The 14,075-nt window shown below is 66.1% G+C and carries 5 protein-coding genes; all 5 read right to left on the bottom strand.

Translation table 11 applies throughout. The features are described from left to right. Positions 1 to 14 precede the first annotated feature (14 nt). Genes PverR02_RS15650 through PverR02_RS15630 form a run of 5 tightly spaced genes read right to left on the bottom strand, consistent with a single transcriptional unit; the run spans position 15 to position 14,065 of the window. The gene (locus tag PverR02_RS15650; RefSeq protein ID WP_079443803.1) at positions 15 to 1,709 is read right to left on the bottom strand and encodes an ABC transporter ATP-binding protein; all 1,695 of its coding nucleotides are present in this window, start codon (positions 1,707 to 1,709) and stop codon (positions 15 to 17) included. Next, positions 1,706 to 3,433 (bottom strand): ABC transporter ATP-binding protein, encoded by a 1,728-nt coding sequence (locus PverR02_RS15645; protein WP_079443802.1) that lies wholly within the window; start codon positions 3,431 to 3,433, stop codon positions 1,706 to 1,708. Before PverR02_RS15645 ends, PverR02_RS15650 begins: the two co-directional genes overlap by 4 nt. Beyond that, positions 3,430 to 4,479, bottom strand: a complete 1,050-nt coding sequence (locus tag PverR02_RS15640; protein ID WP_079443801.1) for a Gfo/Idh/MocA family oxidoreductase — start codon at positions 4,477 to 4,479, stop codon at positions 3,430 to 3,432. Before PverR02_RS15640 ends, PverR02_RS15645 begins: the two co-directional genes overlap by 4 nt. Next, the gene (locus tag PverR02_RS15635; protein ID WP_079443800.1) at positions 4,476 to 9,797 is read right to left on the bottom strand and encodes a non-ribosomal peptide synthetase; all 5,322 of its coding nucleotides are present in this window, start codon (positions 9,795 to 9,797) and stop codon (positions 4,476 to 4,478) included. Before PverR02_RS15635 ends, PverR02_RS15640 begins: the two co-directional genes overlap by 4 nt. Beyond that, positions 9,794 to 14,065: a non-ribosomal peptide synthetase gene (locus PverR02_RS15630; RefSeq protein WP_079443799.1), complete on the bottom strand. Its 4,272-nt coding sequence runs from the start codon at positions 14,063 to 14,065 to the stop codon at positions 9,794 to 9,796. The genes PverR02_RS15635 and PverR02_RS15630 overlap by 4 nt, the downstream gene beginning before the upstream one ends. Positions 14,066 to 14,075: the final 10 nt, after the last annotated feature.

Below are 14,075 nucleotides of genomic sequence, written 5' to 3'. Positions count from 1 at the left end.
ATTAAGGGACTTTTTCAATGGCTGCCCGGCAGGTTTTGCTCGACGAACTGCGCATACCAGCGGTGCGTGGCCAGCAACTGCTCATGACTGCCGCAGCCACTGACGCTGCCGCCTTCCAGCACCAGGATCTGATCGGCACCGCGCACCAACATCGGGTTGTGCGACACCAACACCACGGTGCGCCTGCCATGCAGCGCCTGCAGGCTGCGATTGACCCGTGCTTCGCAGCGCGCATCGAGGCTGGCGGTGGGTTCGTCAAGCAACAGGATCGGCGCCGGGGACAGCAGTGCGCGCGCCAGGCCGACCCGTTGCCGCTGGCCGCCCGAGAGTAATGCGCCGCCCGGCCCTACCTCACTGTGCCAACCCTGCGGCAGGCTGCTGAGCACCTCATCCAATGCAGCATCCTTGGCGGCGTGTTGCAGTTGCGCAGGCGTGGCTTGCGGCCGGGCCATGCTGACATTCCACAGCAGGCTGCCGGCAAACAGTCCGCTGTTCTGGTACACTTGCATGAGGTGGTTGGCCAAGGTGTGTTCGCTTAGCTGGCGAATGTCCACCTGGCCGAGTCGTACTGCGCCGGTCTGCGGGTCCATGCCACGCCCCAGCAAGGCCAGCAGAGTACTTTTACCCGCGCCCGACGGACCGACAATCGCCGTGAACGTTCCCGGCGCGCAATGGATGTCCACATCCTTGAGCAACTGCTCGCCGCCTTCGCCGCAGATATTCAAGCCTTGCCCTTGCAAACTTGCATCCTGAGGCTGCTCTCCGGGGTGCGGGCTGTGCAGCGTCGGCACGGCCAACACCGCGAGCACTTGAGATAACGCCTGCCACGCCATACGCAAAGCCTGGTCCAGGTAAGCCAGTTGCGACAGCGGTTCGATGAAGCGCACCAGCAACACCAACACCGCCACCAACAGCGCGCCGGATAACTGCCCCGCCGCCACCGCCAGCACGCCACCTGCCAACACCAGCGAAAACATCACCTGCACCGCCGCCGCAAAGCCAAGCCCGCTGGGCAACGCGCGGCGGTTGAGACGGTGCGTGGCCTGGTGTTGCTCGTGCAAGGCCTGACGCAACGCCAACTGGCCCTGGCTGGCATCACCGGCGCTGCGGATCAAGGCCTGTTGCTGCGCGAATGTCTGCAACAGCTGCCCGGCGCGACGGTCGACTTGCTGGCGCAGTTGCTCCAGCGCCAGGCTACGTCGCCCGGCCCAACGCAGCAGGGCGAACAACGGCAGATAAGCCAGGGCCAACGCCAGCGCCAAACGCGGTTCAATAAAGATCAGCCCCAGCACCACCATCGTCGGCGTCACCAGCGCCGTTACCAGCGGCGCCAGCAAGTGCGCCGGGATGCCCATGCTGTTGAACACCGGCCCGCGCACCAAGTCTTCCAACTGGCCCTGACGCGCCAATGGCAAGCGCGGCAGCTGTTGCACCAGTTGCGAGACCAGGCCGGCCGCCAACCCGGCTCCCGCCAGATAACCACGGCGCTGGGCAACGTAGCTGACCAAGGCCTGCAACAACGTCAGCCCCAGCAACAGCAGCACACTTGGCTGCACACTCTGTTGATCGAACCAGGCCAGTATCAGCGGCACCAGCGCCAACCCCGCCAAGCCATCCAGCACGGCGGCCAGTAGCATCCACCCCAGGGCGCCGCGCAGTACGCGCCGGGCCTGGTCGGGCAAATGACGCAACGGCGAAAGTACACTCATGACACGAACTCCAGTTGATCGGCCGTCGACATTTGCTCGTCCCACAGCTGGCGGTACAGACCGTCCACGGCCAACAACTGTGCATGACATCCGCGCTGCACAATGCGCCCTTCGCAGAGCACCAGGATCTGCTCGGCATGGGCGATGGTTTCCAGGCGATGGGCGATGATCAGCCGCGTGCGCCCGGCCGCGTCGTCACGCAGTGCAGTACGCAAGGCGCGCTCGGTCTGCGGGTCGGTGGCGGAGGTGGGTTCGTCGAGCAACATGATCGGCGCCCGCGACAGCAGCGCCCGCGCAATCGCCAGGCGCTGCAATTCGCCGCCGGACAGCCGCACATCATCGTCCACCACGCTGGCGTAGCCCTTGGGCAACCCCATGATCCAGTCATCCAGGCAGGCCGCCTTGGCCGCGGCGCGAATCTGTTTTTCACTGGCGTGCGGCTGATACAGGGCGATGTTTTGCGCCAGTGACAGGCGCAATGCCCCCGCCTGCTGAAACACCAGCGCCAGATGCTGCTGCAATTGGCGGCTGGCGATCTGCCGAACATCCACCCCGCCCACGCGCACATGCCCGCTGTCGACGTCCATAAAGCGGGCGATCAAACCGGCCAAGGTGCTTTTCCCCGCGCCGGACGGCCCCACCAGCGCGGTGGTAGTGCCCGGCTCCAGGCGCAGGTTGATCGCCTTCAGTACCGTGACATCACCCTGGGAGAAGCTCACATCGAGCATCTCCACGCTGGCGTCCCGAGGCGATTGCGGCGCGTCGGGCTCGATCAACGGCGGTGTACTCAACACCTCCTGTAGGCGTCGGGCACTTGCGCGCGCGTTGTTCAGCGCATCAAAGCCGTGCCCCAGCGCCAATACCGGCGCCGCCATGGCGCGCACCAGCAGCAAAAAGCCGCACACCTGTACGGCGCCCACTTCGCTCACGCCGATAAATAGTGTGCCGAGTACCACCCAGGCCAACAGCCACGGTGCGCTGAGCAGGACCTGGATCAGCGCAGCAAGATGACCGGCGCGGCTCACCCAATGGCTGAAGCGCTGATCAAACTGCTGCACCGCCTCTTGCACACGGCGATGAATGCCCGCGCTGGGAAATTGCCGGACCAGGCCCAGGTTGCCGGCGAACTGGCTGTAGTCGCTGAACAACCGCTGGATTGCGCCATTGCGCTGGGCCACGTCCTCGCGGTAATGCGCCGAGCCCAGGCGCCAATAGCCCAACACGCCCAATGCCAACGGCAGCAGGCACCAGAGCGCCAGGGCACTGTTGCTCCACAGCAGGTAGGCCAGGGTGGCCATGGGAATCAACAGCAGGTTGACCAGGTCGGTCGGCGCATGGCCTACCAGTTGGTGCAAGGCCCGCACATCCTGCTCGGCGTAACGGGTGACGCCCTCGGGCCCCAGCCGTGCAAACCAGCCCAAGGGCAAGCGTTGCAGATGCTCGGCCAGGCGCACGCGCAGACGGTCACACAGGTCGGCGTCCACCTGATGGGTCAGGTGCAAGGCCAGGGTCTGGCCGCACAACCACAGCGCTGACGCCACCACCGCCACCACCACCCAGTTCAGTGCCGAAGACGCCAGCGGCGGCGCCTGGCGCAAGCTGTCCGCCAGTTGCGCCAAGGCTATCAGTGGCAGCAGCGAGCAGATCCCGGCGACGGCCTGCAACGCGATTGCCGCCCCTAAGCGCGCACGGAAAGGACGCAGCATTTCGCTCAAGTGGCTCATCGGACGTGCTCCAATGCCTGGGCCAGGCCGGCAGCCGGTAACGTCAGCGACGGCTGCTGCGGGAACCCGAGCGCCGCCGTCACCTGTTGCCATAGCCTCACCACTTCCAGGCTGCGCTGTTGCAGGCGCGCCAGCCCCACCCCCGTGATCAGCGGTTGCAATGCACTGGCCGCAGCTGTCGGCCAGACGCGGCGGTAAACCTGCGCCCAATCCGCCGCCGCGGCCTCCAACACTTCGGCGCAGGGCAGCGGCTCATCGGCCTGCGGCCCAAACAGGTCGAACACCCCGTCGGCATCTTGCACCGGCGCACGCACGGCCGGCAGCCACAGCAACGGTCCGTGGGGCGAGGCCAACAGCAACGTGCCGCTGTCAGTGGCGATGCTGATGCGCTGCAGCCTCTGCATGCGCCCGTCATCATTGGCGGCCAACTCATTGAGCACGCGCAACGACACCGGCACTTGCGCCATGACCAGGCTGATATCCCGCCAGGCCGACAGCGCCGGTGCCACGCAGTCCACCGACCATGGGCCTACCGACTCCAACAGCGCCGCCAGCACATCGAGGGTCGCGTAACTCACCTGCACCGCGCAGTCGGCGTCGATATGGCGAATGCCCTGTTGACGATGCAGCTGCCGCGCCAGCTCGATGAACCGCGCCACGCACGGCAACTGCGGGTAGAAACTGTTGAGCAGGCAACGCCGATGCAGGCGCGCCGCCGTGCTCAGCAAGTCTTGCAGTTCCTGGGGCAGCAACGGGTGCTCGATCAGCACATCAATGCCCCGCTCCATCAGCGCTTGCGCCAAGGCGGGGCCCTGTTCGCCCCTTGCTGCGCCGCCCACCGCTACGCAAGCCAGTTGTGTGTCGGCGGGTACGTGGGCCAAGGCATCGAAACACGGCACTTCGAGATAGCGAGCCAGTGCGCGGGAGCGACGACTGCCCAGCCCCAGCACCCCGACCAGTTCCAGGTGCTCGGCCGCAGCCACACCAACGGCGTAGAACTGGCCGAAGCGCGAGCCCACCACCAGGGTTTTCACAGGCATAGTCATGGGCGTTCCTCCAGCAGGTAACGACTCAGCCCGGCGTTCAAACACTCGAAGTGATTGCCGCGCAGGGTCTGCACAGTCAGCGGCGCCAACGACGCCGCCTGCCACCAGGCCTGCAGAGCGGCCTGGTGATCGGGGATCAACGGGTTGGCGACACTCGGCACAAACAGGCGGATGGCGCCCACATACGGCGCGCCGTCGCTGTAGTGGCTGGCGCGCACGGAATGAGCGAACACCCGATACAGCTGCTCATCGGCAATGCCCTTGGCCGCCGCCAGTACTCGGGATCTGAGCGCGGTGGCGTCCAGACCCAGGTGTTTGTCGAGCAACTGTTCAGCCGCCGGCAACCCCAGTGCAGCGGTGTCCAGACCCAGGGTGCCGGCGAAGCTGTAGAGCATCTGCATTTCATCCTCCACCAGGTACGGAATGCGGTAGCTCGATACGATGTCCACCCGACGCACCTCGGCGCCCAATTGCAGCAGGGCCTTGGCCAGCTCCAGCGTTACCAGCCCGCCGGAGCAGTAGCCCAGCAAGTCGAAGCGGCGCCGGCCGCTGTCCCACAGCGCCTGGGCATAGCGTTTGCCGAGGGTGGCGTTGATATGCTCCGGCGGCAGGCTCAGGTAATCGTCGCTGTCATGCACCGCCAACCCCAGCAACGGGCCGCTGCCGGCCAGTTCGGCGATCAACCCGCGATACGGCAGCAGCGTGCCGAGCCCTTCATGCACCAGCACCCGCGCGGTGCCTTCACCCGCGGCCAGTTCCGTCAGCGCATCCACCCGCCCGCGCCCACCCAGCGGCGCACGGCGGGTGTCCGTGGAGGGCACCACTGCGGGGGCTTCACTGCTCGACTCACTGCGCAAGCGCTGGGCCAGGCCTTCCGGGGTCGGCTGGCTGAGAGCCCAGCGCAACAGGCGGTCGAAGGGTTGCGCACGGGCCAATGGCTCTTGCTCGCGCAAGCCGGCGATCAATTGCGCGATCAGCAGCGAGTCACCACCGGCGCCGAAGAAATCCTGATCCGCCGACACCCCACTGCAATCGAGTACTCGCTCCCAATGCGCGATCAAGCGCTGCACCAGCTCATCCGCCACTTCCGTGCGCGCACGGCGTGCCGGTTCGAGGCGGCGTTGCTCGGCTTGGGTGGTCAGCGCGCGGCGGTCAATCTTGCCATTGGCGGTGACCGGCAAGCGGTCGAGTATCCGCACCTGCGCCGGCACCATATAACGCGGCACGCGCTCGGCGATGAAGGCCAGCAACGTCTCCTGGCTCAGTAATGGCCGGTCGGTTTTCACGCGTGCGACCAACAGGTCGTAGCCCAGCAGCTGCAGCACACTGTCGGCCGACGCCAGCGATTCGGCCTGGTCGCCGGCCTCGCTGTTCAGCCACGCCAGCCACTGGTCCGTATGCACAAACAGCTGCCCGGAGGTGGCGCGCACGTCCTGCGGCGTCTCCATCATCAGGCTTTGGCTGATGCTGATTTCGCGGTGTTCGCGGGTCAGTTCCTGGATCACCAGCCAGGCATCGGCTTGCAGCAATTGGCGTAACCCGGCGAGCAGGCGCGGTGTATCCAGGGCGTTGTTCAATGCGCCGGAGCTGAGCAGCAGGTCCAGGGACCCCGCGGCAAGCCCTTGTTCGCAGGCGGGTTTGTTCATGTCGAACGGCATGAAGCGCACCCACGGATACGCGGCAAAGCGTTCGCGCGCAGCGTTAAGGAAATAGCTCGACACGTCGGAAAATACATAGTCGATCTGCACCCCGTCCGCCACCAACGGCGCCAGCGCGGGGATGATCAGCGCACTGGCGGCACCGGTGCCGGCGCCCACTTCCAGGATGCGCCAGCGGCGCTGGCTCTGGCGCGCAACGATCGCGCAAACCGCCTCGGCCATGGCCCGATGCAGCACTTGGGCATGCTGGCCACGGCTGTACATCGCCTCGGCAATATGTGCCGAGCCCTGCGGGAACATCAGGCTTGCCGGGCTCAGGCGCCCGTCCAATTGCTCGGCCAGGCGGGTCGCGCTGGTGCGCAGGTAATCGACCAATTCCAGCGGCCAAAGACCGCTCGGCGCCAGGCGGGCGAACTGTGCCCAGGCATCGTGCTGATTCAGGTCAGCCGTGCTGACTTGGCAGCGCCAACCGTCATTGTCCGCACACAGGTAGCCGCTGTCGGTCAACAACGTCAGCCAATGCCGCAACAGGCGATGCTGACCCGCGTCGAGTTGCAAGGCCTGGCACAGCGAGTCGAATGCCACGGACTGCCCCGGGATCAGCAAGCCACTACCGCCCAACCAGTGCAGCAACGACACATCCGCCGCCCGATCCAGCGCCGCCAGTGCCGCTTCGATGGCGGCGCGCGGGCCGAAATCCGCGTGTTCAAGGGTGTGGCGTGCCTGGCGCAGGACTTCGCCCAGCTGCGTGCTCAGGTGAGGCGCAGGCGCGTTGGTGTGCAGGGTGACGAAGCTGCACAGCGAACGTTCGTGACGCTCGCCGAGCAACACTGTGGTACTCGCGGCGATCTGCGGATGGGCCAGCCAGCCCGCGTCGATTTCCGCCAGTTCGATGCGGTGACCGCGAATCTTCACCTGGTCATCCTGGCGCCCAAGAAACTCGATCAAGCCTTCCGCGTCCAGGTAACGCCCCTGGTCACCCGTGCGGTACAGGCGACGCCCGCTGGCATGGGTAATGAACCGCTCGGCGCTGCGTTGCGGGTCTTCGGCATAACCCAGGGCCAGGCCGAGTCCGCCGATATGAATCTCACCACGCACGCCCACCGGGCACTGGCGGCCCAGCGCGTCGAGCACTTCCAGGGTCTGGTGCTTGAGGGCCCGGCCGTAGGGGATGCTCGGCAAGGCCGTATCTTCGGCACGAATGGGATGCTCCACCGACCAGATCGCCGCTTCGGTGGCGCCGCCCAGGCTGAACAACTGGCTTTCGGGCCAGCGTTGCCACCAGCGCGTCGGCAGCGTGGTGGGAATCCAGTCGCCGGACCACAGCACACAGCGCGGCCCGGGGATTGCGCCGGGCTCGGTCTCCAGGTAATCCACCAGCATCTGCCCTTGTGCGGGCACCGAGTTCCACAAGGTGATGCCGTGTTCCTGCATCAATTGCGCCCAGTGCGAAGGATCGGCGCCGCGCTCGGGGTCGGGCAGCACCACCTGCGCACCGACCGCCGTGGCGCCGAAGAAGTCATACACCGACAGGTCGAAACTCAACTCTGCCAGGCCCAGCACGCGGTCATCGACGTTCACCGCGTAGCGCTGGTTGATGTCATCGAGGGTGTTGACCACCGCGCCATGGCTGAGCATTACGCCTTTTGGCGTGCCGGTGGAGCCTGAGGTGTAGATGATGTAGGCCAGGTCCGCGGCCTCTACCGCCAGCGGCTCACGGGGTGGCCAATGCGGGTCGGCGGCAAGCGTATCGATGGCGATGCGCGGAAGTTCAAGGGTGTCCGGCCATGCCTGGGCTTGCAGGACAATCACCGCGGCAATCCCCCCGTCGCGCAGGATCGCCTCGCGGCGCAAGACCGGTTGGCGGATGTCCACCGGCACATAGGCCGCGCCCATCTGGGTAATACCCAGCACCGCCATCAGTTGCCAGGCACTCTTGGGCAGCATCACCGCCACCCGCGCGCCCGGCTGCACGCCGAGCGCTTCAAGCGCCTTGCGCACCGCGGCGGCATGCTGGGCGACCTGACGATAGCGGTAACGGCCGTCGCGGTCGCTGATCACGAGGGCATCCGGAGTTCGCCGCGCCTGTTGGGCGAAGCCGTCGGCGATATTGCGCGCTGGGGCGCTGGCGTGGATCGGCGGGTTTGCCTGCTGCGCGGGCAGCACGATATCGCCACGCGCTTGCCACAATTGCGGGTCGCGGGCCAAGCGTTGCAGCAAGTCGACGTAGGCTGCGAACATCTGCGCGGCCATGCCTTCGGGCAACACGCCGATGCGGACATCCCAGCCGATCTGCAAACCGCCGTATTGGTCGCTGACCTGGCAGTCGATCCACACTTGCGGGGTTTGGCTGATCATGTAGCTGGGCGGCTGCAACACACGCCCGGCATCGCCGAGCATGCGTTCGACGCTGCCGATGCCACTGGTGAACACCACCGGCATCAGGTCGGCGCCACGCCCTCGCACACGGGCCAGTTCGCGCAGTACCTCAACGCCGGTGAAGCGGCTGTGGTCGAGGTCATCGAACAGCTGCGCGCCGATACGCCGCGCACGCTGGACAAAACTGGCGCCCTCGGTGCCGTCCACCGCGAGCAGGCTCAGCGCGGTGAAGTCTCCCACGACCTGGTCCAACTGCGGGTGCAGGTTCGGCCGGTTGAGCACGGTGAGGTTCAGGCAAAAGTCCGGGCTTTGGCTCCAGCGCCCGATCACCTCGACAAACGCGGCCAGCGTCACGCCCGCCGCGCTGAGGCCTTGGGTGCTGGCGAGGGCGCACAGGGCGTTCCATTGCCCGCTGCTCAACACGCCATGCTGGTGGGCGAAACGCGTGGAGCCCAAGCCCGCGTGCTCGCTCAGCGGCAGGTCCGGACGCCCGGGCAGGCTGTCCAGGCGCGCCAGCCACCACGCCTTGTCGGCGTGCCAGGCGGTGCTGCCGCGCGCTTGCTGTTCGTGCTCGAGGTAGTCGCGAAAGGTCGCTTCCAGCAATGGCCAGTGGCGCGTCGGTTCCAAGTAGCGCTGGGTGAGTTCTGCCAGCAGCAGTTGCAGGCTGGCGTAGTCGAACAAGGTGAAATCCACCGAGCAATGCAGGATTGCCTGCTCGCGTCCCACGCTCAGTTCGGGCAGCAGGATCGGCCATTGATCGAGCGCATGGCAGGCATGGTCCAGGCGCTTGCGCACGCTGTTCAGGTGCGCCTCGAACGCCTCGGGCGTGGCGTCGCGGCGGTCATGCACCGGCAGCTGTTGCCATGGCACCTGGGCTTGCACCCGTTGCTGATGGTTATCGACCACCGCGCGCAGCATCGGGTGACGTTGCACCACGGCGTTCCAGGCCTGTTCAAGGTGTCCGGTGTCGACGTTCGCCGGCCACGGGTATTCGACATACAAGTGGCAAGCGTTGCCGCCATAGTCAAAGGCCGGGTTGCGTCCCAGTACATAGGCGCCCTGTACCGCGCTCAAGGCGAAGGGTTGCAGCGCCTGCTCCGGCTGTGCGCGCCATTGTTGGGGCGCAAGATGCACCAGCAGCGCTGGCCGCTGGGCGCGAATACGCTCCGCCAGGGCTGAGTCCAATGCGCCTTGCGGCGCGCGAAAATGCAGCTTGCCGTCAGTGGCCCAGAGTTCGATCTGGCGTTCACGGCAGATGTGCAGCACATCATCCAGGCTCATAACACGCCCTCCTCGATAGCCACTTCGCCGCTGCGCACCAACAGCACGGCCATGCCTGCCAATGTCGGCTGCAGGTAGAAATCGCTCATGCGCAGGCTGGCGCCCAGTTGTTCACGCACGCTGGCCAGCAGCCGCGTCGCCAGCAGGCTGTCGCCGCCCAGGCTAAAAAAACTCGCCTGGGCGCTGCGCACCGGCCGTCCCAGGATGGCCTCCCAGCACGCTGCCAAGGGCTGTAGCTCGGCACTGAGTTCGCCGTCTTCGTTGTTTGCCGGTTGCCTGCGTTGCAACGCGGCGCTGAGGCTGGCGTGCAGGCGCGCGCGGTCGATCTTGCCGTTGGCATTCAGTGTCAGGCGCGGTACGGACCACAGATGTTCGGGTCGCATCGCCTGGGGCAAGCGTTGTTGCAGCCATTGGTCGAGGCTTTCAGCGGTCAGGGTTTCATCCGCCGCACGCGCACTCAACAGCAGCATCGCGGGGTTTTGCCACAGGCATTCCAGGTGGCGAAAACCGCTCTGGCCGAGCAGGTGCGCCAGTTCGGCAGCGTCAGGCAATACCGGTGCGCGCTCATCCAGCAGCGCCGCGCTGACCAGCCGCAACGGCGAGTCGCGCAGCAGGTCGGCCAGCAACAGGCGGCCTTGCGGCTTGAGCAGTGCCTGCGCCAGATTCAGCCCATCGCCGGGCTGAGCATAACTGTGCAAGGCCGCGAAGCTGATCACCACGTCGTACTGTGACCAGTGTTCAGCGGGCAGCACGCCCTCCACCAGCAGTTGGCTCGCCACGCGCCGGCGCTTGCCCACGCTGGCCGCCAGCAGGCCGGGGCTGCTCTCGAACAAAGTAAGTTGCACGTCGCGCGAACTCGCATGGTTCAGCCATTGCTCCAGCAACTGCCCGCCGCGCCCATCCAGCACCGCGACTTTCAGCGGTGTGCCGCGGTGTTGTTGGAGCGCCTGGCTCAGGGTGTCCAACACCTGGCGGCCCGCCGGCAGGTTCAACGCCATGGCCTGCGGTGCCAGCAACGGATCGAACAACACTTGCGAGGCGCCGTCTTCGGTGCGCAACAGCACCTGCAAGGCACCGACCATGCGGTGCAGATCCGCCTCGCGCCACCCTAAGTGCGCCAACGCGTCGTGCAGGCTGAGCGACTCGACATGCTCGGCCAGCCACTCGCGCCACGTGTCGAGCAGGGCGCTGGGCGGCGGGTCTTGCAGCAGGCGGCGCAACAGCTGCGCGGTGACCTGGTGTTCTGCGGCCAAGGTGTCGTCGAGCATCGAGACGGCCGGCAACGCCTGCGCCGATGCAGATTCAGGGCTGATCACCACGGCCGCGCCGAGGCTGCCGTTCAACACGGCGGCACAGGCGCTTTCAACCCGTGGGTGGGCGGTGAGCGCCGCTTCGATTTCCCCCAGTTCGATACGCTGCCCGCGCAGCTTGACCTGCTGGTCCATGCGCCCGAGAAACTCAAGGGTGCCATCGGCCCAGAAGCGCCCGCGGTCGCCGGTGTGGTACCAACGCCCATGCTCATCACTGCGAAAGCGCTGTGCGGTCAGCAGCGGGTCATTGCGATACCCCCGCGCCAGGCTTGCGCCACCGATCAACAGTTGCCCGATCACCTGGTCCGGCACATCGCGCCCGGTGGCGTCCACCACCCGATACGCCTGGCCGGCCAAAGGCTTGCCATAGGGAATCGACGGCCAGTGGTCGGGGACCTCATCAATGCTTTGCAGGTTCGACCAGATACCCGCCTCGGTGGCGCCGCCCAGGCCGTACACGCGGCACTGCGCGGTGGCGTGGCGCCGCAGGCGTGCGGCGAGGTCGAGGGCAATCCAGTCGCCCGACAGCAACACCGCCCGCAGGCTTCGGTAATCACAGGCATCGGCGCCGACGCCCAGGGCCATTTCCAGCAATGCCGGGGCCGAATTCCACAGGCTCACGCGGTGTTCGGCGATCAGTTGCGCCCAACGCGCCGCATCGCGGGTTTCTTCAGGTTGCAGCAGCACCAGGCGAGCGCCCTGCCCCAGCACGCCAAACAGGTCGTACACCGACAAGTCGAAATCCAGCGCCGACACGGCCAGCAGGCAATCATCCGGTGTGACCTGCAGTTCGGCCTGCACCGCGTCGATCGTGTTGATTGCGGCGCCATGGCAGACTTCAACCCCTTTGGGAATGCCGGTAGAACCCGAGGTGTAGATCACATACGCGCTGGCGCGCGGCGATAGCGTTTTCGGCGCGGCCAATGGCGCGGACTGCTCAAGCACCGCCGGGTCAAGCCATTGCAGCGCGTTGCCCGGCGGCTGATCGGCAATCACTCGGGTGATGCCCGCAGCCGATTCGATCAGGCTGCGCCGCGCAACCGGCTGTGCGGTGTCCACCGGTACGTAGCAACCACCGGCCGCCAGCACGCCGAATACGGCGGCGATCTGGCGAGGCCCACGCGGCAGGCAGACCTCCACTGCCTCGCCCTGACGCATGCCAGCCTCAAGCAAACCCGCCGCTATACGCAGGGCTTGGGTGGCCAGATCGTTATATGTCCAGCGTTGCGCGCCGCAGATCAGGGCGAGTGCGTCGGGTTGTCGGGCACTTTGGCGGAAAAAGTCTTCAAGCAGGCCACGCCCCGGCGCCAACGCCGGCAGGCTGTTCTGCTGGTCGCGGCACGCCTGTTGCGCCAGCGGCAACAACACCGGTTGCGGCTGGTTCCAGTCGCTGTCGGCGAGACGCTGCACCAGCTCGACATAGGCGCTGAACATCGCCTGCGGCACGCCTTGCGGGAACAGGTCGGCAACGCTGTCCCAGGCCAGCAGCACGCCGTCCTCAAGCCGATACAGTTGGTGGTCGAGCCACACTTGCGGGGTTTGCGAGAGCATGTCGTGCAGGTCGCCAAACACCTCACGAAAGCTGGCGGGGACAAAACCCGAATCGCTCAGGTTGCAGGAAAACACCACCGGCGCGGAACGCGGATGACCTTGGCGACGTGCCTCACGCAGCACTTCCAGCGCGGGAAACGCCGCGTGGTCGATGGTGGCGTGCAAGTCGCGCTGGTAGCGTCGGGCGCCTTCGGCAAACGGCAACTGCGGTGCGTCTTCACACGCCACCAGCAGCAAGGTGGTGAAGTCGGCGATCACCTGATCGATGGATTGCTGGTCATCGTGACGGTCGAACAACGGCACATTGAGCAGGAAGCTCGACTGTTCACTCCAGCGTGCCAACACCGCGTTGAATGCCGTGGCGAACACGCTGGGCAACGTCAGGCCATGGGCCGTCGCCTGGCGTTGCAGGCGTTCGGCTTCTGCGTGACTGAGTACGTAAGCCTGGCGGGTAAACCGTGGCGCACGGATCGATTCCGGGGCACAGGCCAGCGGCAGTGCGGGGCCGTCCGGCAACTGCGCAAGGCGTTCGCACCAATACTCACGATCTCGCGCATACGCCTCTGCGCGACGTTGGCGGCGCCGGCCCAGGTAGTCGGCAAACTGCACGTCCGGCGCGGGCGCAAGCGCGGCCGGCGCCTGATAGGCCTGGCCCAGTTGCGCCATCAACAGGCGCAGGCTTTCCACGTCAACCGCCAGCAGGTCGACACTCAACCACACACGATCACGGCCTTCGGGCAACTGCACCAGGCCGACCAGCAACACCTGCCCCGCGTCCACGGCCAGGCATTCATGCGATCGCCATTCACGCAGCGCGTGCCAGGCGTCTTGCGCAACCGCTTGAGTGTGGTGGCGCCAATCCTGATGGTCGAAAACCGGCAATTGCGTTGCGCCAAGAATGCGCTGACGGCCGTCGTTGAAACTGGCACGCAACATCGGGTGACGCGCCTGCACGCACTTGACCGCCGCTTCCAGGCGTTGCGCATCGATGCCCTGGCAATCGAATTCCAGCCATGCGTGGCAACTGATATTGCCCAGCACTTCGGCGGGCCCGCGCCCCAGCCAGTACGCCTGTTGCACCGCGCTGAGTTCAAAACTGTCGTCGGCTGCGCTCAACGGGGCGACATCAGCCACATCCACACGTCGCACCGCCTGGCCATGCAGCAGGCCAAGCCAGGCCGCGAGGCTGGGTTCGGCGCTGAGTTGGGCGAAGTCGACCCGCAACCCGTGGCTGCGCAGGCGCTCCTGCAAGTACATCAGGCGGATGGAATCCAACCCGCAGCCCAAGAGGTTTTCCTCATCGCCCAGGCTGTCGATTTCTTCCACGGTAGCGCCCAGCAACTGGGCAAGGTGTTCGATCAGCCATCTGCGCAGTGCGGTGGTGTCTGCTGTTGTCAGCTCGCTCATGAAAAGCTTC

The sequence above is a fragment of the Pseudomonas veronii genome (genome assembly GCF_002028325.1).
In the GTDB taxonomy this organism is placed as follows: domain Bacteria; phylum Pseudomonadota; class Gammaproteobacteria; order Pseudomonadales; family Pseudomonadaceae; genus Aquipseudomonas; species Aquipseudomonas veronii.
This window is presented reverse-complemented; position numbering and strand designations above follow the sequence as displayed.

Bases quoted from the DNA above. Each gene is read 5' to 3' on its own strand.
- PverR02_RS15635 (WP_079443800.1), bottom strand. From the start codon at position 9,797: ATGAGCCTGGATGATGTGCTGCACATCTGCCGTGAACGCCAGATCGAA.
- PverR02_RS15650 (WP_079443803.1), bottom strand. From the start codon at position 1,709: ATGAGTGTACTTTCGCCGTTGCGTCATTTGCCCGACCAGGCCCGGCGC.
- PverR02_RS15645 (WP_079443802.1), bottom strand. From the start codon at position 3,433: ATGAGCCACTTGAGCGAAATGCTGCGTCCTTTCCGTGCGCGCTTAGGG.
- PverR02_RS15630 (WP_079443799.1), bottom strand. From the start codon at position 14,065: ATGAGCGAGCTGACAACAGCAGACACCACCGCACTGCGCAGATGGCTG.
- PverR02_RS15640 (WP_079443801.1), bottom strand. From the start codon at position 4,479: ATGACTATGCCTGTGAAAACCCTGGTGGTGGGCTCGCGCTTCGGCCAG.